Source organism: Mesorhizobium sp. M0771 (assembly GCF_040320155.1).
Lineage (GTDB): Bacteria > Pseudomonadota > Alphaproteobacteria > Rhizobiales > Rhizobiaceae > Mesorhizobium.
Window position 1 is genome coordinate 48,417 of the sequence record NZ_JAMYPC010000009.1, and the last position, 20,893, is coordinate 69,309.

A 20,893-nucleotide genomic window follows, 5' to 3' on the forward strand; every position below is an offset into this window, starting at 1 on the left:
AAGATCCTCAGGATGCGATCGCGTCGGGGGTTTTCTGATCGGGAAGAGCGGCGGCCAGGATCGCCTTTTCGGCGAACTGGTCGCGGGCGAGTTCGGCGCTGATGCGCCCGCCGCACATCACCAGGATGCGGTCGCAAATGCCCATCACTTCCGGCAGTTCGGACGAGACGACGACGATCGCCATGCCGTCTTCGGCAAGCTGGTAGAGCAGTTCGTAGATTTCCGCTTTGGCGCCAACATCGATACCGCGTGTCGGCTCGTCGACGATAAGCACGCGCACGCCCTGCTCCGACAGCCAGCGGCCGAGAATGACCTTCTGCTGGTTGCCACCGGAGAGGTTGATGATGTCCTGCTTGCGCGACGGCGTGCGCACCTTGAGCTTCTTGATGAAGGTCTCGGCGGTGGCGATCTCGCTGGCGCGGTTCAGGATCCCGAAGCGCGTGTGATGACGCCGCGACGAGATGTTGATGTTCTCCTCGATCGAGCGGCCCTGGATGATGCCGTCATGCTTGCGGTCTTCCGAGCACAAAACGATGCCGGCGCGGATCGCGTCATGGGGATCGGTGGCATGAACGACCTTGCCGTCGACGCTGATGGTGCCGCCTGAGCGCCGGTCGGCGCCGAAGACCAGCCGCATCAGTTCCGAGCGCCCCGCGCCGATCAGGCCGAAGAAGCCGACGATCTCGCCCGCCCTTGCCTCGAAGCTGGCGGGCGTCGTCAGTTTTACTCCGGAAACAGCGTCGACCTTCAGCCGGACATCGCCGGCCGGGCGTGGGCGAAACCCCCAGACATCGGAGATTTCGCGGCCGACCATTTCGGCGACGACCTGGTCGCGCGTGACGTCTTTCAGCGACGCATGGTGCGCCGCGAGCTTGCCGTCGCGCAGCACGGTCAGGCTGTCGCAGAGGCGGAACACTTCGTCCAGCCGGTGCGATACATAGATGATGACCTTGCCCTCGCCGCGCAGGCGGTCGATCAGGGCAAACAGGATTTCGCTTTCGCGCGACGACAATGACGAGGTCGGCTCGTCCAGAGCGATGACGCGCGCGTCGAGCATGATCGCCTTGGCGATCTCGACCATCTGGCGCTCGCCGATCGACAGCGTCTTGACCTTGCGGCTGATATCGATGTCGATGCCGGCTGATTTCAGCTTGGCGCCAACATCGTCTAGCATCCTGGCACGGGCGATGATGCCGGCGTTGGCGGGGAAGCGGCCGAGGCTGAGGTTTTCGGCAACAGTGAGCTCAGGAACCAGCTGCAGTTCCTGGTGGATGACGATGACGCCATTGTCGAAGGCATCTCGCGTCGTTGCATAGGCTTGCATCTTGCCGTCGATGAGGATCTCGCCGTCATCGGCATGCTGGTCGCCGGACAGGATCTTGATCAGCGTGGATTTGCCGGCGCCGTTCTCGCCCATCAGGCCGTGCACGGCGCCCTTGTCGACGCCGAACGAGACGTCCGACAGCGCCTTGACGCCCGGATAGGTCTTGGTGATTTCCGAGAAGTCGAGAAAGGACATGGGGCGCCTATCCTTTTGCCATGCCAAACAGGCGGCGACTGTGAGCCGCCGCCTGTTTGTACAGGGAGGATTATTCGATGCCGAGACCCTTGCGGACCGTCTGGTAGTCGTCGCGCTTGGCCAGCGCACCGGCGGTCAGGATGAGCTTCTCGGGTTCCTTGTTGTTGGCGACCCAGTCATACATGTTGAGCGCAGTCTCGTAGCCGTGACGCTTCGGCGAGATGATCACCGTGCCGACGAAGCCGGTGGCGGTCGGCTTCTTGAACTCGTTGATCGCCGAATCCGCGCCGCCAATGCCGACGCCGATCACGTTTTCGGCCGGGATGCCGACGCTTTCGGAAGCGCGCACGGCGCCGAGCACGGCTTCGTCGTTGAGGCCGAAGGAGACCCACTTCTTGATGTCGGCATGGGCGTTGAGTACCACCGTCGCCGCATTGAGCGCAGCCTCGGTATCGGTCTTGGCCTGCGGCGCGTCAAAGATGTTTTCGGCCTTGAAGCCGTTGGCCTTCAGCACCGAAATGGCGCCTTCGACCCGGTCGACGGCGGTCGGCAACTGATCATAGGAGACGCGGATGGCGCCGACCTCGTCGGCCTTCCAGCCGCGCGCCTTCATTTCGTCGACGATCGCCTGGCCGACGGCCTCGCCGATCTTGGTCGCCGAAATGCCCATATGCGGCACGTCTTCCAGCGCCTTGCCGTCTGCGCCGACCAGACGGTCGTCAACGGTCATCAGCTTGAGATTGTTTGCGGCGGCCTTGGCGACGATGCCGGGGCCGAGTTTCACATCAGGTGTGCAGACGATGAAGCCTTGCGCGCCCTGCGCGCCGAGATTGTCGATCGCCGACATCAGCTTCTCACCGTCCTCGGCGCCGATCTTGACCAGGGTAAAACCCTTCTCCTTGGCGGCCTGGTCGGCGAACTTCCATTCGTCCTGGAACCACGGCTCCTCGGGCTGTTTGACGATAAAACCTATCTTGGTGTCCTGAGCATATGCTGCGATGGTCGTGACGGACAGCACGGCAAGGGCGCCCGCGACGAGCGCGGTCTTCAGAAGTCGCATGATTACCTCCCAGCGATGGCCGGGCGCTCAGCCCGGATGCAGAGTCTCTAATTCTTTTTATCATACTCGTCAATTGATCTGGTATGATAATTGAGCTACATGCTCTGACCAGGGATCGCTGGCGCAAATCATCCGCATCCGGTAAGGCCGGGGACGCGAGATCAGTGGTTTCGCCGCCTTGGAGGAGGGCTGAGGTGACCGAAACTTCGAAGAAGGCATCAGGCGACACCCGCCGCCCGCGCGTCATGCCCGATGTGACCAAGGCGCTTGCCTCAGACATCTTTTCCGGACGCTATCCCGCCGGCTCGTCCCTGCCGACCGAAAACGAACTCGGCGTCGAATATGGCGTCAGCCGCACCGTCATCCGCGAGGCGCTGAAGGTGCTGGCCGCCAAGGGGCTGGTGCTGTCGCGGCCGCGCATCGGCACGGTTGTATGTGAACAGGACAACTGGAACATCATCGACCCGCAGGTGCTGGCCTGGCACGCGCCGCATGCGCTGGACGACAAATTGTTCGACGCCATCCTCGAAACGCGCCGCGCCATCGAACCTCTGGTAGCTGAACTGGCGGCGACTCGTGCGACGCTGCAGGAGATCGCCGATCTCGAAGCCGCCTGGCGCGGCATGGCCAATGCCGGCGAGGATCTCGCCGCCTTCTCGCGCTCGGACATCACCTTCCACCAGATCGTCTATGCCGCGAGCCACAACCCGATCTTCCGCCAGATCGGCAATCTGATCGACACCGGGCTGAAATTCTCGCTCGAAGCAACGGCGACCATTTCGCTCGCCCGGCGCATGGAAGCGGTGGCGGCGCACCGTGAGGTGGTCGAGGCGCTGCGCATGCGCGATGCCGCGGCGGCGCGTGCGGCGGCAGGCCGGATCCTCGACCTTGCGGCGCGCGACCTGGTCAGCGCCAAGAAACTCAAGAACAACTGAGACCAGCATGAAAATCATCTCGCTCACCACCTACATCGTCCCGCCGCGCTGGCTGTTCCTGAAGATCGAGACTGATGCCGGCGTTACCGGCTGGGGCGAGCCTGTGGTCGAAGGCCGTGCGCTGACGGTCGAGGCAGCGGTCAAGGAACTTGGCGATTATCTGATCGGCAAGGACCCGCGCCTGATCGAGGACCATTGGACGGTGATGCATCGCGGCGGCTTCTACCGCGGCGGGCCGATCCTGATGAGCGCCATTGCCGGCATCGACCAGGCGCTGTGGGACATCAAGGGCAAGGCGCTCGGCGTGCCTGTGCACGAACTGCTCGGCGGCAAGCTGCGCGACAGCATCAAGGTCTATTCCTGGATCGGCGGCGACCGGCCGGCGGAAGTGGCTGATGGCGCCAGGGAAGTGGTGGCGCGCGGTTTTCAGGCGCTGAAGATGAATGGCACCGAGGAACTGCAGATCGTCGACAGCCATGACAGAATAGATGCGGCTGTCGAACGCGTCGCCATGGTGCGCGAGGCCGTTGGGTCCAACATTGGCATCGCCGTCGATTTCCACGGCCGCGTCCACCGGCCGATGGCGCGCATGCTGGTCAAGGAGCTCGAACCCTACCGGCTGATGTTCATCGAGGAGCCGGTGCTGAGCGAAAATCGCGAGGCGCTGAAGGAGATCGCAGCGCTGGGCTCGACGCCGATCGCGCTCGGCGAGCGTCTTTACAGCCGCTGGGATTTCAAATCGGTGTTCGAACAAGGCGCCGTCGACATCATCCAGCCGGACCTGTCGCATGCCGGCGGCATCACCGAATGCCGCAAGATCGCAGTGATGGCCGAGGCCTATGACATTGCGGTGGCGCCCCACTGCCCGCTCGGCCCGATCGCGCTCGCCGCCTGCCTGCAGCTCGATGCCGTCAGCTACAACTGCTTCATCCAGGAACAGAGCCTCGGCATCCACTACAACGCCGCAAACGATTTGCTCGACTATGCCGCCAACAAGGACGTCTTCCGCTACGAGGATGGCTATGTCGCAATCCCCGATGGTCCCGGCCTCGGCGTCGAAATCGACGAGGACTACGTCAAGGAACGCGCCAAGGAAGGCCACCGCTGGCGCAACCCGGTCTGGCGTCACAAGGACGGCTCCTTCGCCGAGTGGTAGCTCGGCCGACCTTGCGGCCAGGCCTTCAGGACCTCAAGCTCAATTTCGCGGTGGCGCCAGCGTAACGCAGGCCTCTGATGGGCCGCAGCGCCGAGCACCAGCGCATGGGAACCGTCGGCGCCGGCAAGCCGCAACTCGCTGACCGCCTGGGTTGCCGCAAGCGCGAAAGCAGTCGCTATCCATGGAACATGGCGGATGTCCTGTTCTCATCGACCTTTTCTTGGCCCGCCAGCCGCGTCACCTGCCCGCGGCGTGCCGGCCTGCGTTCCTGCCGGAGAAGATGCAGCTGCCGAGAAATGTCCCTTCCAGCGCATTGTAGCCGTGATAGCCGCCGCCACCGCCGCCGGCCACCTCGCCTGCCGCATAGAGCCCGGCAATGGGTTCGCCATTGCCGTCGAGAACCTGCGAATTGAGATTGGTGTGCAGGCCGCCAAGCGTTTTGCGCGTCAGGATGTTGAGGCGCACCGCGATCAGCGGCCCGTGCCTGGGATCGAGTATCTTGTGCGGCTTGGTCACCCGGAAGATCTTGTCGCCAATGTAGTTGCGGGCGCCGCGGACGGCTGTGACCTGCGCATCCTTGGTATAGGCATGGTCGACCTCGCGATCGCGCGCCACGATCTGCGCCTTGAGCCGGTCGTAGTCGAGCAGATTGTCGCCTGACAGCGCGTTCATGCCGGCGACCAAGTCGGCCAGGTTGTCGCGGACGACGAAGTCCTCGCCCTTTTCCAGGAACGCTGCCACCGATGGTGGCGCCTTGCCGCCGCGCCGGTTCTTCAGCACGGCCCGCCAATCCTTGGCCGTAAAGTCTAGGTTTTGCTCCGAACCCGACAGCACGAACTCCTTCGAAGCGATCGTCTTGCTCAGCACGAACCAGGAATAATCGTGTCCCGTCGACAGGATACGCTTCAAGGTGCCGAGCGAATCGAAGCTCGGGAAGAACGGCGCCTCCATGCGTTGTCCCAGAGCATCGAACCATAGCGGCGACGGCGCCGACAGGATGCGGATGCCGTGGTTCGGCCAGATCGGATTCCAGTTCTTGATCCCCTCGACATAGTGCCACATGCGGTCGGCGTTGATGACGCCCCCGCCGGCGTCCTGGGTGATCGCCACCATGCGGCCGTCCACATGGTGCGGCACGCCGGCAACCATACGCTTCGGCGCTGGCCCCAGCCGCCCGACCGGCCAGACCTTGCGAACCAACTCATGATTGCCGCCGATGCCGCCGGAGGTGACGATCACGACACCGGCCGAAAGGTCGAAATCGCCGACGGCCGTGCGGCTCGACTGCTTGCCGCGCTCGACATCGGATGCCTCCAGGATTTCGCCCGCGACGCCGGTGACCGCGCCGTTGGTCTTGATCAGCCGGCTGACCTGATGACGGAATTTCAAAGTGATCAGCCCTTTGGCGACGTGCTCGCGCACGCGCCTTTCGAACGGCGCGACCACGCCCGGCCCAGTGCCCCATGTCAGGTGGAAGCGCGGCACTGAATTGCCGTGGCCATTGGCCAGCGCGCCGCCGCGCTCGGCCCAGCCGACCACCGGCCACCAGCGCATGCCCATGGCGTAGAGCCACGGCCGCATCTCGCCGGCGGCGAAATCGACATAGGCTTCCGCCACTTTCCTTGGCCAATGGTCCTCGGGCCGGTCGAACTGGGCAGAACCCAGCCAATCCTGCCAGGCGAGGTCGCGGCTGTCCTTGATGCGCAGGCGGCGCTGCTCGGGCGTGTTGACCAAAAACAGGCCGCCGAGCGACCAGAATGCCTGGCCGCCGAGAAAACCGCCACCCTCTTGCTCGACGATGATCACGCGCTTGCCGGCATCGCCGAGTTCCGCGGCTGCGGCCAGGCCGGCCAGCCCGCCGCCAACGATGATTGCGTCCGCGTCAGCCATTGTCGTAGCTCCTGTGCCGGCTTTTGTTTTCGAGATCGGATGCTCGTTGCTAGCCGCGCAGCGCGTTCCAGATGATGCGCGGCAGCTTCAGGAGGCTCGGCTGGTAGTTGAACTCGGTGATCAGGCGGCCGACCATGTGTGCCCTTTTGTGGGTCAGGAACCAGGCCGGCTTCGGCATGATGCGGAACGGCGCTTCGAGCACGCTGCGCTCCGGTCTGTCGAACAAATAGGTGTTGTGGACGACGCCGATGCCGCTCTGCACATCGTCGAGCGTGTGGCCAGGGAAAGCACCCCAGGTCGGGCGCAGCAGCGCGAACAGAACGCCGCTCCAGGAATTGATGCCGATGCCGCCATAGCGCAGTTCGGCAATGATTTCCTCGAAGCGCTGCCGGCCGATCTCGGCGATCGTCCTGGGATGGATGAGGATGTTGGCGGCAAGCGTGCCGTGCAGCTTTTCATTGGCGTAGGCGACAGCGGCGCGCAGATAGGATTCCGCATTGCCCGCCGGCAGCCGCATGACGCTGAGCGCCGGCGCGAACACCTCGGCATTTTCGAGATAGGCGTCCGTGCCCGGCCGGAACGGCACCACAACGCAGGCGGGCCCGCCAGGCCGCTCGAATTTTTGTGCCGTGTCGGCGTGCGCCTCGAAGGCGGCGAGGCGCTCGGTCGCGCCGGGATAATAGGCCGGGCGCGACGGGGCTTTCTGCATCACCTTTTCGAGTGCTGCCAAAAGCGCATCGGATTTGCCCCAGCCTTCGGGCAACACGAGCATTTGGCAGGCGATGCAGTTGAAACCGGAATTGTTGAGCTTTTGAGTAGCGATCAGTTCGGCGTGGTAGGTGATATCGGCATCCGACCACGGACCGGGCACCACGATGGTGGGTGCCACGCCGCCAAGCTCCGAGGTGATACGCCGGCTGTTGCGCGGCGTGCCCGCCGCCTTGTTCTTGCGGCCCTCCTCGCCAGGCCCCCAGACGATCGCGTCATGCGAGGCGGCGGCACCGGTGATGTGGATGTCGTCGACGAGATCGTGGTTGCACAGATACGCGCCGACATCGGCGCCACCGCGCACGATGCGCAGTGCTCCGAATTCGATCAGCGGCCGCAGCGCCGGCCGCAGGAAATCGATCAGATAGTCGTTGACCGGGTTCATCTTGAGCAGAACCACCTGGTGCTCGACCAAAAGCTTGTGCAGGCAGTCGAGCGGCGCGATCGAGGCGACATTGCCGGCGCCGAGCACGAGGCCGATCTTGCCCTTGCGGCTGGTGCGGGGCGCGTCATAGGCCGATGCGGTGTTTGCGGCGAGGTTCGCCTTGGTCACGCCGGGCTGCATCCAGATCTCGGCCTTCAGCCCGGTGAACAACACCTTGTCCCAGAGCGAATTCGGAACCACCGTTACCGCCACCTGTCCGCTAGGCAAGGTGCGGACCGGCAGTCTGTCGAGAAACTTCTTGCCCTCCATCAGGCTGAGCGTGTGGATGAACTGGTTGCAGCCATCCATCAGCGCCGCCGGGCCAGCCAGCCATTCTTCGCCTTCCAGCGGCGAGCCGGTCGGGATGCCCTTCTTGCGCGTCGCGGTTTTGACCCACGCCTCGGCGACCTCGCGGATGTGATCCTTGACCTGCCGCAGCAAGGCGATCCGCTCGCCATTCGAGGTCTGCGCCCAGTCGTCCTTCCTGGCGTCGAGATCGGTGAGGGCGAGGTCGAGTTCGGCTGCCCATTCAGGCTGCACGGGCTGAGTTTTGACTGCCTTGGCGACCATCCTATCCTCCTCCACTTCGGTCTCTTTGTTTGACGCAACTCCGGACGGAACCGCTTCACACTTTCCTGGAATTGCTCTACGAAAACGGCAGTGCGGCCCATTGCTCGACGAATTTCCCGCCGGAATAGACCTGGATCGAACCGAACTGCTGTAGCACGAATTCGCTCTGGGTCGGACGCAGGAAGGCGTAGTCGTCAGGCCCGACATTGACGTTGTCGGGCAGCGCCATGAATTGCTGATTGGTCGAAAAGCCGAACGTCTTGTCGGTCTTCATCCCCACGGGATGGACGGGCTTCGCCATCCATTTTCCGCCATAGAGAAAACAGCCGCGCCGCGGCAACAGCCCGAGCTTCTGCAGCAGCCAGGAGCGCTGGTCGAGGCCCGGCACCTGGACATCGACCACCTTCAGGATCGGCGTCGCGATGAATGCGGCAGGCCGCAATTGGCTGAGGCTCGGCACATCGAAATCGGTCGGCAGCATAAAAGCCGATCCGATGGACAATTCATTGGCGCCGACCCAGCTGTCATAGAGCAATGCGGTGCTGCTGCCGCCAAGATTGAGGATCTTGCGCTGGTCGGCGGCAAGGCAAGCGACATACTGGCGAAACAGGCTGATCGCCTTGACGCGCGCCTTGGCCGGTCCTCCCAGCAGTTTGGGGATATGGCCGATATGCGCCTCGTAGGCCATGACGCCTTCGCATTTCAGCCGCGGGTAATTCGCCAACGCGGAAACTGCCCGGGCCAGTGAGTCGGGATCGCTGATACCGCCGCGATGAAGGCCGACATCGACCTCGAAGCAGACGCGCAGCTCGCGGTCGAGCTCGGCGGCAAGCGAGCCATAGGCGGCCAGCCGCTCCTCGGTATCGATCAGCCAGACGATGCGCGACGTAGCTTCGCCGAGCCCGGCGAGAACGCCCTTCGTCAGCGCGTGCCTGGCGCCGGCAACCGGCATCGGCTTGCCCAACAGGAGATCGACTTGGGGAAACACTTTCAGCATCTCGGCGCTGATCGGCAGATGAAAGGTCATCAGCCTGTCGGTCGCAAACGCCGCGCGGATATGGTCGATCAGCGGCAGGCATGGCAGCGACTTGTCGACGAGGCGCAGATCGAGGCCCGTGGCGAACTTCGCCTTGATCGCAGCGATGTTGTGATCGAGCCGGTCGAGATCGAGCACCAGGCAAGGCTGAAAGATCCCGGCTGCCCTGAGCGCGCCCGACATTTCCGCGAAATAGGTGTCGGTCAAGCTCATGCCGCGACGCCGAGCAGCCTGGCAATATAGGGCGACACGAAGCGGTTGTCCGGGTCCATCTCGCGGCGGACCGCCATCGCATCGTTCCAGCGCGGATAGAGCGCGCTCAATTCCCTTGATGTCAGGCTGTGCATCTTGCCCCAATGCGGGCGGCCGCCGCGCTTCCTGAAGATCGGCTCGGCGGCGTTGAAGAACGCCATCGGATCGCGCTCGACGCCGTGATGGATGGCGATGGAACAGGTTGGGCGCTTGTAGAAGGGGCTGAGCCAGACATTGTCGGGCGCGACGACGCGCACCTCCATCGGAAAATAGACCTCTGGAAACCGCGTCTCGAGCAGCGCAATGATTTCGCTGAGTGCGGGCGCCCCTTCCTCGAACGGCAGGTGGTATTCCATCTCGTTGAACTTGACGTTGCGCTCGGAGGTGAAGACCTTCAGCCACTCCTCGACATAATCCTCGGCCGGCACCTTGGCGAAGGCCGAGCCGATGAGACGGCGGCGCAGCCAAGGGAGCCAGCTGAGATAGTCGCGCAGTTTTCTCAGCGTCGTCACCGCATCGTCGTCTTCCGTCGGCGGACGCACCGTCGCCGGCGCCTCGGTGATGTCGCTGGCAATCAGCAGCGCCTGGCCGGAAAACGGCACATAGTAGAACTCGGCCGAACGATGCGCCGTCATGGTGCTTTCGAATTGCGCAAGCACATCGGCAATCGGCGCCGTCCAGCGGCGGTGCCGCATCCGGTAACTCGCCACGTTGCGGATCGTCACTTCGGTGACGGCGCCGAAAGCGCCGAGCGAAGCGCCCATGGCTTCGATCATGTCGGGGCTCTTGGCACGGTCGAACTCTTTCACGGCGCCACGCCCGTCGACGATCTGCATCGCCTCGAGCTGGGTATGGTAAGCGCCGAGCGTGATGCCCGAGCCGTGGGTGGCGGTGCCCAGCGCCCCGCCGAACGCCTGCTTGTCGATGTCGCCCATGTTCGGCAGCGCCTGGCCGACGCCGTGCAACAGCTTTGCCAGCGCGCCGATCTTGGTGCCGGCGCCGACCCGTGCTGTCAGCCTTTCGGGATCGTGCGACCTCAGGCCCTCGAAGCGATCAAGCGACAGGATCGTCCCGTCATTCTTAACCAGAGGCGTGAAGGAATGGCCCGTGCCAGCGAATCGAACTGGTCCCGGCGCGTTGCGAATGGCACCACTCAGCTCATCGAGACTCTGCGGTTCGGCAAAAGCCTGCGGCGTGGCCGTGACATAGCCCGACCAATTGCTCCACTGGCTGATAGCCTCTCCCAAAATTGCCTCCCTGGGACGCCGGCTTTGCCGGTCTTTCTCCTAGCGCTAGATAATATGATACATAGTCAGCTTTTCCGGATATGATACATTGTCAGCTTTCTGTCAAGCTGGCAATCGGAGGTGTCTTGCGTCCGCGCCGGCCGCATGGATCTACAGCGACGCACGCTGAGCCGGCGTCGGCATTGAACGCAGTTCGTTGCCCCTTCAAGCCAGCCCAAACGTTTCCACGGCCCGCATGATGCCGCGCAATTCGGCCAGGCCCTTCAGGCGGCCGATCAGCGAGTAGCCGGGATTGATCCTTGTCTTGCCGATATCGTCGGCGAGCAGGTGGCCATGGTCCGGCCGCATCGGGATTTGCCAGTCGGCGCGGCCTTCTCTGTGGCGGCGTTTCTCTTCCTGCATCAGCACCAGAATGACGTGCGCCATGTCGGTGCCGCCCTCGAGATGCTCGGCCTCGTAGAACGAGCCGTCATCCTCGATGGTGATGTTGCGCAGATGGGCGAAGTGGATGCGGTCGGCGAATTCCTTGACCATGGCGACGATGTCGTTGTCGGCGCGCGTGCCGTAGGACCCGGTGCAGAACGTCAGCCCATTGGCCTGGCTGTCGACGGCATTGAGAATGAAACGCGCATCCTCGGCGGTCGAAACGACGCGCGGCAGGCCGTAGAGCGAAAACGGCGGATCGTCGGGGTGGATACACATGCGCACCCCCTCCTCTTCCGCCACCGGAATGATCTCGCGCAGGAACCACGCGAGGTTGTCGCGCAACTCCTTCGGCCCGATCCCGTCATAGTCCGCAAGCGCCTCGCGAAAACTGTCGCGGTCATACTTGCGCTCTGTAGCCGGCAGGCCGGCGATCAGATTGCGCTCGATCTGGTCGATCTTCTCGGGCGGCAATTCCTTCAGCCGCGCTTCCGCCTGCGCAATACGCGCCGGCGTGTAGCTGTCAGCTCCGTTCTTGCGCTTCAGCACGAACAGATCGTAGGCGGCGAAATCAACGGCATCAAAACGCAGGGCGTAGCCTGTCGTCGGCAGACGGCAGGCTAGATCGGTGCGGGTCCAGTCCACCACCGGCATGAAATTGTAGCAGATCGTGGCGATGCCGGCCTTGGCCAGCGCGCGGATCGAATCGCGGTAATAGCCGGCATAGCGCTCGCGTTCCTGCGCGCCGATCTTGAAGGAATTGTGGACCGGAATGCTCTCGACGACCGACCAGGTCAGTCCTGCTTCCTGGATAATGCGCTTGCGCTCCAGCACTTCGGCCTCAGGCCACGCCCGGCCGTCATAGATATGGTGGAGCGCCGAGACCACGCCGGTGGCGCCCGCCTGCTTGACATGATCGAGCGTCACCGGATCATCGGGCCCATACCAGCGCCAGCATTGTTCCATTTTCGGCTTTCCTTCTGCGAGAGGTTGGCAACTTATTGTTGGACCTCGATGGGAGTCGATAGAAAATGGAAGAGTTTTTAGAAATGATGGATTTCGACGGCAAGGTCGCCCTGGTGACGGGGACGACCGGCATTGGCCTGGCAACCGCCAGACGCCTTGCGGCCGGTGGCGCCGCAATCATCGCCTGCGGCATCGACCGCAGCGCCAATGCGGCGATGAAAGCGCAACTGGAAAGCGCTGGAGCTGCGGTGCTGGTCATCGAAACCGATGTGTCCATCTCCGACCAGGTGCGCGACGCGGTCGCGGCTGGCGTCGCGAAGTTCGGCGGCCTGGATGTCATCGTCAATTCAGCCGCCGTCCATCCCTATGGCACGGCGACGACCACCGACTGGGAAACCTGGAACCGAACGATGACGGTCAATGTCGGCTCGATCTACCTGACCGCGCATTTCGGCATTCCGGAAATGATCAAGCGCGGAGGCGGCGCCATCGTCAACGTCGCCTCGGTGCAGGGCTTTGCCTGCCAGCAGAACGTTGCCGCCTATGCCACGACCAAAGGGGCCATCCACACGCTGACGCGCTCGCTGGCGCTCGACTATGCGGCATCAGGCGTTCGGGTGAATTCGGTCAGCCCGGGCTCGATCCGCACGCCAATCCTGGAGAAGGCCGCGCGTGGCGGCAATGGCAGCGATGCCGATGTCGAAGAGGCTTACAAGCGCTTCGGCGCGGCGCATCCGCTCGGCCGTATCGGCGAACCGGAGGAAGTGGCGGAACTCATCGCCTTCCTGTGCTCGTCGAAGGCCGGTTTCTGCACCGGCGCGGACTACAGGATCGATGGCGGCCTGACGGCAGGTATTGGCGTGAAGTAGCGCTATGATGGCGTTCTGCGCGCTTGCAGGCAATCGGTGTCCGACCGCGCTACAGCTTCCACATCCGCTTGGCATTGCCCGACAGCAGTTTCGTCCTCTCCTCAGGGCTGGCTCCCGCAATCAGCGCATGCGTCGCCGCCACCCAGGTCGCAAGGCCACCGCCAAGCGTGCACACCGGCCAGTCGCTGCCCCACACGACGCGGTCCCAGCCGAAAATGCCGATCGTGTGCTCGACATAGGGGCGCAAGGTCTCGACGGTCCATGAGCCGGCATCGGCATAGGCGACGACACCGGAGATCTTGCCGATGACATTGGGACGCCGCGCGATCTCGGTCATATGCTCGCGCCACGGATGTTCCGCACTGGCCTTGATGTCGGGCACGCCGCAATGGTCGAGCACGAACTGCACATCCGGCGCCAGATCGGCGAGCGCAACCGCCCTTGGAATCTGATGCGGCAGGACGACGAGGTCGAAGGTCAGGCCGGTGCCGGCAAGCCGCTTGATGTTTTCGCGAAACAGCGCGCTGTCCGAAAGCTCGTCCGGCATGACATGCAGCACGCGGCGGAACCCCTTGACGAAGGGATCGGCCTGCTGGCGCCCGAGATAGGCGGCGAAGCCGGCCTCCTCCGGGCGGCAGGAGGCGATCGCCCCGCGCAACAGACTGCCCTTCTCCAGCGACTGCGCCTTCACATGGCTGGTCTCGGCCTGGATGTCGGCTTCATCGACGTCGACCTCCATATGCAGCGCGGCCTCGATACCGGCGCGGCGGGCCTGGATCGCATATTCTGCGTGCGGGAAATCGCGGTTGAGCGCCGGCTCGCGGCTGAGCCAGGGATAGCGCAGCGCCGACAGGTCGATCAGGTGCAGATGAGTGTCGATGATCATGGCTGTCCTCCTCGGTGATTTCAGATCATCGCCAAATGCCTAAACCCAGCGCATGACACAAGCTTTGGCTCAGGCCCGCTTCGGGATCTCTTTGTCCTCGAGCAGCAGCGTCAGCCCCATGGCGACGAAATAGAGCGCCGCCACCCAGATGAACATCACGTTGAAGCCACTGGAGTAATGGTCGAGCACCACTTCGCGGATCGCGCCCGGCAGGCTCGATGCGAGGTGCGGCGTCAACCCGTTCAGGCCACCCGGCAGCAGGGCGGCGGCGTCTGCAGGAAGCTCGGCTGTCTGCCGGTTCAGCGCCCAGATCATCACCGCGCCGTTCAGCGCCAGACCCAGCGATGCTCCGAGCGTCCGCGCCTGGGTGATCAGCGACGTCACCGCGCCGATATCCTGCAGCGGTGCCGCCGCCTGGATCGCCACGATCAGCACCTGGAACTGCAGGCCCATGCTGATGCCGAACACAGCCATCATCGTTGCCAGCACCCAGATCGGCGTGTGCTGGTTGGTGAGGACAAAGCCCAGCATCAGAAACCCGCCAATAGCCATGGCGACCACCGGCATCCATTTGTAGCGTCCGGTTGCGGCAATTACCCGCCCGGCGACGATCGAGATGACCATCGATGTCAGCGACGCCGGCAGGAACAGGAAGCCGACTTCGGCCGGGCTGAGACCCGTCAGCGTCTGCATGTAGAGGGCGAAATAGAAGAACATGCCCAGCGTCACCGTTCCGGCGACCAGCGACACGCCCGAGACGATGCTGACCGTCGAATTGCCGAACAGCCGCAACGGCACGATCGGCTCTTCGGCCCGGCGCTCCACCATGATGAACAAGGTGATGGCGACCAGCGCGAGGAGTGGCAATACGAAGGTGAGCAGGTCCGGCCCGCTGGGGTCGAGCACGTGATAGCCCCAATAAACGACCGCCGTTGTGCCGATGGCGAGCAGCGCGCCGCCGAGATAGTCGATGCGGTGCCGTTTTTCGTTGAACCGGCTGCGCATGGCGAAGGCCAGCACCGCCAGCACGATGATGCCTATCGGCAGATTGACCAGGAACACCCAGCGCCAGCCGAACAGGCTGGTGATGTAGCCGCCGGCCAACGGGCCGAGCACTGATGACAGCGCGAACACCGCCGAACTGTAGCCCTGATATTTCGCGCGGTCGCGCGGCGAAAACAGTTCGCCGATCATGGCGAAGGCCGAGACCATCAGGCCGCCGCCGCCGATGCCTTGCAGCACGCGCGCGGCGATGAGGCTCTCCATCGACCATGCCATGCCGCAGACCAGCGAGCCCAGCAGGAACAGGCCGATCGCCGTCAGCACGACATTCTTGCGGCCATACATGTCGCCGAGCTTGCCGTAGAATGGCGAGACCGCGGCGGTCGAGAGCAGGTAGGCGGCACCGACCCAGCCGAACAAATGCAGATTGCCGAGTTCGCCGGCAATGGTGGGCAAGGCGGTGACGACGATCTGCATGTCGATGGTTGCCATGAACATGGCGATCAGCGCGCCGAAATAGACGATCAAGGTCGTAAGGTCGGGCCTGACTTGGGCCTCCACGGGCGCTGTGTCCGGCAGCGTCTGCTCGACAGTCATCGGTGTCTCCGTAGCTTGGGGCGCGATTTATGTGCCCACAGCCGAGAGGTGTCAAATAGGCGAAAACGCCATGCCTGGAGGCATTCCGTCCGGCTAACGGGAAGAGCCTTAGCGGACGTGCAGCCGTGGATGATGGTCGTCGCGACCAGTTCCGCGGGGTCGCGTGCAATCGGGTCGACGATGCTGTCGATGAAGGCAGTGTGATCGAGCGCCAGCGTCGTCAGATTGTGGCTCTCCACCGTGAACACCTGGCCTCGGTGCGCATGGTCACCGACATCTCGGGCAACACTGTCGAAGGCAATAGCTACGCCATATACGGCGAAAGCCTCAACACCGGCTTCCATACCCAAAAGGGCTATATCGGCGAGCGCTTCGATGCCGAGACCGGGCTGCTGTATCTCAATGCCAGGTACATGGATCCGGTGCTTGGACGGTTCATCTCGCCGGATGACTGGGATCCGACTAAGGAAGGCGTTGGCACCAACAGATATGCTTACGCATGCAATGATCCGATCAATAGGGGGGACAATAATGGCCACATAGCACCCCTCATTTGGGCTGCTGCGATCCTCGGTGCATATTTCATGAGTGTCGAGCCTGCAAATGCTCCTGCACCAACGGATACGGCTAAAAGTGTCAGCGGTGGCCAATTGATAGCAAACATGGCAATGGGAGCTGCCACACCACTACTTGCGGCAAAAGCACCATTTTTGACAATGTCAGCGGCGGCAAGGTGGCCACGTGCTTTCCGAATTGGCTGCCGCTGAAACAGGCCTTTTTGCACCAGGAGCAGCCACGGTTGCTGGAGTAGGAGCAACAGCCGCTGCAACAAGTGTTGCTTCGCTTCGAGGGGGGGGTTACTCACGAAGCCGAACGGCTAGCGCAGTTAGGTCTTACCAAGAACAATGCCGGTTGGAGGCCAAACCAAGCTGATTTCGACAGCGCGGCGTTCAAAGTCATTGTGGGAGACGCAAAGTTTAGCCGGGGCGGATTGCCAAAGGGAACGATCTTTGACGGCATGAAGGTTGGAAATTTCGAGATCAAGGGAGGGCTTAGCATGCTGGATTCGACCTACCAACTTAGGCTCCAAACGTATCGATCGCTGAAAACGAACATGCCTCTTACGATCGAGACGACGCGGCCCATCAACCCTACCTTCCAGAACTGGCTAAACCGGTGGGGTGTTTTGGTTCCGAGACAGAAGTGATAGGCATGCGAAGGGATGGGCTGTGGAATTTATGATGACGAAGTGGCATGTTGCGAGGGGCGCGCGCGCCGATGCCGAAATAAATAATAAAATCTTTCTGATCAAAAACGTCTCTGAAATGAGGGCAACTTATCAGGTCAGACTTCTCCTTTATCGAGCTGTGCAGGAAGGTACGCGGTTGGTTTTAGACCTTCCAAAAGAATGCAAGTTGAGCGCCAATTTGAAGGCCTTGGCTAAAGAGCATCGCCGTAATTTTGAAATCACGAGGACCTGATGGGACTATATCTAGCTGTCTTTGATGGCGATGAGGAGCTGGATGGGGTTGAGGTAGGCTCGTATGCTGACTTCGAAACGTTCCGCTCTAAGGTTGCGACGCACGTAGAACAGGGCGTCGCAGGATCGCGGTGTCCAACACTGATGGTTCATTCTGACAGTGACGGACAATGGTCGCCCGAAGAGGCAGCTCTATTGCAAGCGGAGCTATTGTTGATCACCGATAGCTTCTTGAAGCTGCCCCCTGAGCCTCTTGGGGATGGTTGGAAACCAGAAGTAGCCCAGATGTTTGGGCTTCGGCCGAACAGCCTTTATGACTGTTTTTTTGATGTAGACGGCGAGCCTCTCTTGGACCGTCTGATTGGCTTGGCTCAACTGAGTACGCAGCGGAATCTTCCGATTTTGTTCCAATGAGGATGAGAGCCCGGATGACGACTTCAACCTTAACTGGCGAGGCACCCCGGTCCGCCGCAGGCAGACCGATCTGGCTTTCAGCCGTAACTTGAAGCCACCGCTTTTCAGGCGGTGGAGCATTAACTCGATCCCGCTGGTGCTCAATGCGCTGACCGACGCGCTCTCGGTTCTGCAGGAGAAACCCAACCCCCGGTCGCACCCACCCCCCACCACCAACCCTGTGGATAGACTCCAAATCCCCCCATCAATCCAAGCACTCAACCTCAGGACGTCCTAAACTAAGGCCCTTGGGGAATCGGGTGTATGTCAATCGGGTCAAGCAATCGCGTCGTATTGTGCCTGTTGCTTGCACTTGCCGGCTGCAATTCCACGCCGGGCAAGGACTTTTTCACCGAGACTATCGACAGCCTGCACGCCAAGAACTCGCCCTTGCGGGCGGGATACACCGGACCATCCACCGTCACCTCGGCCGCGAGCGCCGGGCAGCGCTTCAACGGCGCGCAGTATCAGGGGTCCGGCCAGTTCGTCTCGTCCAGCGCCCCCGTCACCCAGGTAACGACTGACGGCTCGGGCCAGTTCGAGCTCAACCTGGTCAGTGCGCCGATCGCCGATGCGGCCAAGGCGGTGCTGGGTGACGCGCTGCACCTCAACTACATCGTCGACCCGCGCGTGCAGGGCACGGTGACGCTGCAGACCTCGCAGCCGGTGTCGAAGGATGCACTGGTCGACATACTGGAATCAGCACTTGCGGTGAATGGCGCGGGCATCACCAAGCGCGCCGGCACCTACCAGGTCGTGCCGCTGTCCGAGATCATGTCCAACACACCGCCGGTCAGCGTGCCCTCGGTGTCGCCTTCGGGGCCCGGCGTCAAGGTGCAGGTGCTGCAGCTGCAATATATCGCCGCCGACGAGATGAAGACCATTCTCGAGCCGATCACCCGCCAGGGCTCGGTGCTGCGGGTCGATTCCACCCGCAACCTGATCACCGTCGCCGGCAATGACAGCGACCTCAATGCCATCCGCGAGGCGGTGTCGGTGTTCGATGTCGACTGGATGCGCGGCATGTCGGTGGCGCTGCATCCGCTGAAGACCTCGAAGCCGGAAGCCGTCGCCGCGGAACTCGATTCCATCTTCGGCACCAAGGACGGGCCGGGCGCCAAGCTCATCCAGTTCATCCCCAACGACCGGCTGAATTCGGTGCTGGTGATCACCTCGCGCCCGGCCTATCTCGCGCGCGCCGCCAGCTGGATCAACAAGCTCGACAGGCTGGCGGAGTCCAACGAGGACCAGCTCTTCGTCTACCAGATACAGAACCGCCCGGCCAAGGAACTGGCCGCTGTGCTGAGCTCGGTTCTCGGCACCTCGGTCAAGACCGAGGGCGGCGCGGACGGCTCGAACGTGTCGCCCGACCAGACGCCGATCGCCATGCAGTCGGACGGCATTACCCCGGTGCCGTTGACCGGGCCGTCGCCTTCGATGCCGCAGCAGGACGGACAGCCGCCCGCCCACGCCACCGTCGTCGCCGACATCGAAAACAACGCGCTGCTGATCCAGACCACGGCGCGCGACTATGAGCGCATCGAGCAGATCCTGACCAAGGTCGACATCTTGCCGACGCAGGTCATGCTGGAAGCGGTCATTGCCGAAGTCACGCTCAACGACGAGCTGAAATACGGCCTGCGCTGGTTCTTCGAGAATGGCGGCACGAAGGTATCGGTGACCGACGTGGCCAAGGCGGCTGCCGCCGCCACTTTGCCGGGTTTCAACTGGAGTTATGCCACCGACAACATACAGGTGACGCTGAATGCGCTGTCCTCGATCACCGATGTCAACGTCATTTCGGCGCCGACCATCATGGCGCTGAACAACCAGAAGGCGATCTTGCAGGTCGGCGACCAGGTGCCGATCCTGACCCAGCAATCGCAGGATACCGGCAGCGGCACGGCGCCGATCATCAACTCGGTGCAGATGAAGGACACCGGCGTCATCCTGACGGTGACGCCGCGCATCAACAATGCGGGCCGGGTGATGCTCGACATTCAGCAGGAGGTCAGCAACGTTGCCGAGACGAAGAGCTCCGGCATCGATTCACCGACCATACAGCAGCGCAAGATCCAGACCCGCGTGCTGGTCAATGACGGCGAAAGCCTGGCGCTGGGCGGCCTCATCCAGCAGAACAACAGTGTCGGCCGCACGCAGGTGCCAATTCTCGGCGACATCCCCATTATCGGCAACGCGTTCAAACAGAAAAACGACAAGATTGTGCGTACCGAACTGATCATCTTCATCCGGCCGCATGTCGTGCGCGACATCAACGAGGCCCGCGAAGTGACCGACGAATTCCGCGGCAAGATTAGCCTGCAGACGCCGATCCAGAAACGCCGCGGCGGCACCAAGCTGCAGCAGGATTTGAAGAGGCTGGCCTATTGATCGCGGCTGCGCACCCATCGCTCCTGCTGGCTGCCACGTTCGCCCTGGCGGCAATTCTCGCCGCCATTTCGATCGCCGATTTCCGCCGCCAGATCATCCCGGACGGGTTGAACCTGGCGCTGGCCGCCGTCGGCCTAGGCTATCAGGTGGCGGCAGCCGGGGCGGACGGCCTGCCGTTGCATCTCCTGTTTGCCGCAGCGACCTTCGCCGCCGCCTGGCTGCTGCGGCGCGGGCACTTCCTGATGACCGGCCGGATCGGGCTTGGCCTCGGCGACGTCAAGATGCTGGCCGCCGCCGCATGCTGGATCGACCCGTTGCTTCTGCCGGTGTTGCTGTTCATCGCCAGCGCCACCGCGCTGCTGTTCGTTGGTGGCCAGGTGGTAGCGAGCGGTCCGGCAGCCGCGCGGGCCCGCATTGCCTTCGGCCCGTTTATCACCATCGGCCTCGGCGCCAGCTGGGTGCTGGAACAATTCGCCGGTTTGAACATGGGACTGCTCTGATGATCATGCTGCGCTTTAAGCAAGCTTCCGAAAAATCCGGCCGCGACACCAGCGAAAGCGGGTTCACGCTGGTCGAGCTTCTGGTCGTTCTCGCCATCATTGCCTTGATCGCGACGCTCGCCGCGCCTCAGGTGTTGCGCTATCTCGGCTCGGCGCGGACCAACGCCGCCAAGGCGCAGATCCGCAACATCGAAAGCGCGCTCGAACTCTATTATGTCGACAACGCGAAATACCCGACCGACGAAGAAGGGCTCGCCGCCCTGGTCACACAGCCGGCCAGCGAAGCGCGCTGGAACGGTCCCTATCTCAAGGGCGGCCTGAAGGATCCCTGGGGCAAGCCCTATTCCTACGAGGTGAAGGCCGATGCGAGCGGCGTCGTCATCCGCACGCTTGGCAAGGACGGCAAGCCCGACGGCACCGGCGAGGACCAGGACATCACCAACTGATGCCCGCCAACTGAAGCGAGACG

The 20,893-nt window shown here is 62.8% G+C and carries 18 protein-coding genes; 9 read left to right on the forward strand and 9 right to left on the reverse strand.

Annotated elements, in window-relative coordinates; genetic code table 11:
• Positions 1-7 precede the first annotated feature (7 nt).
• Both araG and NKI05_RS15755 read right to left on the reverse strand, forming a co-directional pair.
• A complete protein-coding gene (araG, locus tag NKI05_RS15750; protein ID WP_023691360.1) occupies positions 8-1,519 on the reverse strand; it encodes an L-arabinose ABC transporter ATP-binding protein AraG in 1,512 nt (503 codons plus the stop codon).
• Positions 1,520-1,589: 70 nt separating this feature from the next.
• Positions 1,590-2,579 (reverse strand): arabinose ABC transporter substrate-binding protein, encoded by a 990-nt coding sequence (locus NKI05_RS15755; RefSeq protein ID WP_023668118.1) that lies wholly within the window; start codon positions 2,577-2,579, stop codon positions 1,590-1,592.
• Positions 2,580-2,824: 245 nt separating this feature from the next.
• Here NKI05_RS15755 and NKI05_RS15760 point away from each other — a divergent pair, with 245 nt between their 5' ends.
• Entirely contained in the window at positions 2,825-3,514 is a 690-nt protein-coding gene (locus tag NKI05_RS15760; RefSeq protein WP_245259915.1) for a FadR/GntR family transcriptional regulator, read from the forward strand.
• A 7-nt stretch (positions 3,515-3,521) separates the two neighbouring features.
• Positions 3,522-4,670 carry a galactonate dehydratase gene (gene dgoD, locus NKI05_RS15765; protein ID WP_023815857.1) on the forward strand — a complete coding sequence of 383 codons (1,149 nt, stop codon included), beginning with the start codon at positions 3,522-3,524 and terminating at the stop codon, positions 4,668-4,670.
• Between the two features lie 237 nt (positions 4,671-4,907).
• Here the strand turns inward: dgoD and NKI05_RS15770 are convergent, their stop codons facing one another.
• The 5 genes from NKI05_RS15770 to uxuA form a co-directional block, all read right to left on the reverse strand.
• The gene (locus NKI05_RS15770) at positions 4,908-6,560 is read right to left on the reverse strand and encodes an FAD-binding dehydrogenase (protein ID WP_023815859.1); all 1,653 of its coding nucleotides are present in this window, start codon (positions 6,558-6,560) and stop codon (positions 4,908-4,910) included.
• A 49-nt stretch (positions 6,561-6,609) separates the two neighbouring features.
• On the reverse strand, positions 6,610-8,322 hold the full coding sequence (locus NKI05_RS15775) for an aldehyde dehydrogenase family protein (RefSeq protein WP_050593588.1): 1,713 nt from the start codon (positions 8,320-8,322) through the stop codon (positions 6,610-6,612).
• Between the two features lie 76 nt (positions 8,323-8,398).
• Complete coding sequence (locus NKI05_RS15780) at positions 8,399-9,571, reverse strand: alanine racemase (RefSeq protein ID WP_023702123.1); 1,173 nt, start codon at positions 9,569-9,571, stop codon at positions 8,399-8,401.
• Positions 9,568-10,857: a D-arabinono-1,4-lactone oxidase gene (locus NKI05_RS15785; protein ID WP_023815861.1), complete on the reverse strand. Its 1,290-nt coding sequence runs from the start codon at positions 10,855-10,857 to the stop codon at positions 9,568-9,570. The genes NKI05_RS15780 and NKI05_RS15785 overlap by 4 nt, the downstream gene beginning before the upstream one ends.
• Before the next feature lie 204 nt (positions 10,858-11,061).
• Positions 11,062-12,246: a mannonate dehydratase gene (gene uxuA, locus NKI05_RS15790; protein ID WP_023815862.1), complete on the reverse strand. Its 1,185-nt coding sequence runs from the start codon at positions 12,244-12,246 to the stop codon at positions 11,062-11,064.
• Positions 12,247-12,329: 83 nt separating this feature from the next.
• Here uxuA and NKI05_RS15795 point away from each other — a divergent pair, with 83 nt between their 5' ends.
• Positions 12,330-13,115: an SDR family NAD(P)-dependent oxidoreductase gene (locus NKI05_RS15795; RefSeq protein WP_352792684.1), complete on the forward strand. Its 786-nt coding sequence runs from the start codon at positions 12,330-12,332 to the stop codon at positions 13,113-13,115.
• Between the two features lie 49 nt (positions 13,116-13,164).
• On the opposite strand, the gene NKI05_RS15800 is transcribed toward NKI05_RS15795, so the two are convergent.
• Together NKI05_RS15800 and NKI05_RS15805 are read right to left on the reverse strand one after the other, a co-directional pair.
• Positions 13,165-14,001 carry an amidohydrolase family protein gene (locus tag NKI05_RS15800; RefSeq protein WP_023739518.1) on the reverse strand — a complete coding sequence of 279 codons (837 nt, stop codon included), beginning with the start codon at positions 13,999-14,001 and terminating at the stop codon, positions 13,165-13,167.
• Positions 14,002-14,070: 69 nt separating this feature from the next.
• Positions 14,071-15,600: an MDR family MFS transporter gene (locus NKI05_RS15805; RefSeq protein WP_023696271.1), complete on the reverse strand. Its 1,530-nt coding sequence runs from the start codon at positions 15,598-15,600 to the stop codon at positions 14,071-14,073.
• 125 nt (positions 15,601-15,725) lie between these two features.
• On the opposite strand from NKI05_RS15805, the gene NKI05_RS15810 reads away from it, so the two are divergent.
• The 6 genes from NKI05_RS15810 to gspG all read left to right on the forward strand — a co-directional run bounded on the left by NKI05_RS15810 (position 15,726) and on the right by gspG (position 20,870).
• Entirely contained in the window at positions 15,726-16,367 is a 642-nt protein-coding gene (locus NKI05_RS15810) for an RHS repeat-associated core domain-containing protein (RefSeq protein ID WP_196814909.1), read from the forward strand.
• Positions 16,368-16,841: 474 nt separating this feature from the next.
• Positions 16,842-17,081 (forward strand): hypothetical protein, encoded by a 240-nt coding sequence (locus NKI05_RS15815; RefSeq protein WP_023696274.1) that lies wholly within the window; start codon positions 16,842-16,844, stop codon positions 17,079-17,081.
• On the forward strand, positions 17,081-17,494 hold the full coding sequence (locus NKI05_RS15820; RefSeq protein ID WP_023687886.1) for an Imm70 family immunity protein: 414 nt from the start codon (positions 17,081-17,083) through the stop codon (positions 17,492-17,494). Before NKI05_RS15815 ends, NKI05_RS15820 begins: the two co-directional genes overlap by 1 nt.
• Positions 17,495-17,797: 303 nt before the next feature.
• Entirely contained in the window at positions 17,798-19,924 is a 2,127-nt protein-coding gene (gene gspD / locus NKI05_RS15825) for a type II secretion system secretin GspD (RefSeq protein WP_023687885.1), read from the forward strand.
• Complete coding sequence (locus tag NKI05_RS15830; RefSeq protein WP_023687884.1) at positions 19,921-20,424, forward strand: prepilin peptidase; 504 nt, start codon at positions 19,921-19,923, stop codon at positions 20,422-20,424. The genes gspD and NKI05_RS15830 overlap by 4 nt, the downstream gene beginning before the upstream one ends.
• Positions 20,424-20,870, forward strand: coding sequence for a type II secretion system major pseudopilin GspG (gspG, locus tag NKI05_RS15835; RefSeq protein WP_023696276.1), 447 nt, complete (start codon positions 20,424-20,426; stop codon positions 20,868-20,870). Before NKI05_RS15830 ends, gspG begins: the two co-directional genes overlap by 1 nt.
• Positions 20,871-20,893: the final 23 nt, after the last annotated feature.

Bases quoted from the DNA above. Each gene is read 5' to 3' on its own strand.
- araG (WP_023691360.1), bottom strand. From the start codon at position 1,519: ATGTCCTTTCTCGACTTCTCGGAAATCACCAAGACCTATCCGGGCGTC.
- NKI05_RS15755 (WP_023668118.1), bottom strand. From the start codon at position 2,579: ATGCGACTTCTGAAGACCGCGCTCGTCGCGGGCGCCCTTGCCGTGCTG.
- NKI05_RS15760 (WP_245259915.1), top strand. From the start codon at position 2,825: ATGCCCGATGTGACCAAGGCGCTTGCCTCAGACATCTTTTCCGGACGC.
- dgoD (WP_023815857.1), top strand. From the start codon at position 3,522: ATGAAAATCATCTCGCTCACCACCTACATCGTCCCGCCGCGCTGGCTG.
- NKI05_RS15770 (WP_023815859.1), bottom strand. From the start codon at position 6,560: ATGGCTGACGCGGACGCAATCATCGTTGGCGGCGGGCTGGCCGGCCTG.
- NKI05_RS15775 (WP_050593588.1), bottom strand. From the start codon at position 8,322: ATGGTCGCCAAGGCAGTCAAAACTCAGCCCGTGCAGCCTGAATGGGCA.
- NKI05_RS15780 (WP_023702123.1), bottom strand. From the start codon at position 9,571: ATGAGCTTGACCGACACCTATTTCGCGGAAATGTCGGGCGCGCTCAGG.
- uxuA (WP_023815862.1), bottom strand. From the start codon at position 12,246: ATGGAACAATGCTGGCGCTGGTATGGGCCCGATGATCCGGTGACGCTC.
- NKI05_RS15795 (WP_352792684.1), top strand. From the start codon at position 12,330: ATGATGGATTTCGACGGCAAGGTCGCCCTGGTGACGGGGACGACCGGC.
- NKI05_RS15800 (WP_023739518.1), bottom strand. From the start codon at position 14,001: ATGATCATCGACACTCATCTGCACCTGATCGACCTGTCGGCGCTGCGC.
- NKI05_RS15805 (WP_023696271.1), bottom strand. From the start codon at position 15,600: ATGACTGTCGAGCAGACGCTGCCGGACACAGCGCCCGTGGAGGCCCAA.
- NKI05_RS15815 (WP_023696274.1), top strand. From the start codon at position 16,842: ATGACGAAGTGGCATGTTGCGAGGGGCGCGCGCGCCGATGCCGAAATA.
- NKI05_RS15820 (WP_023687886.1), top strand. From the start codon at position 17,081: ATGGGACTATATCTAGCTGTCTTTGATGGCGATGAGGAGCTGGATGGG.
- gspD (WP_023687885.1), top strand. From the start codon at position 17,798: ATGTCAATCGGGTCAAGCAATCGCGTCGTATTGTGCCTGTTGCTTGCA.
- gspG (WP_023696276.1), top strand. From the start codon at position 20,424: ATGATCATGCTGCGCTTTAAGCAAGCTTCCGAAAAATCCGGCCGCGAC.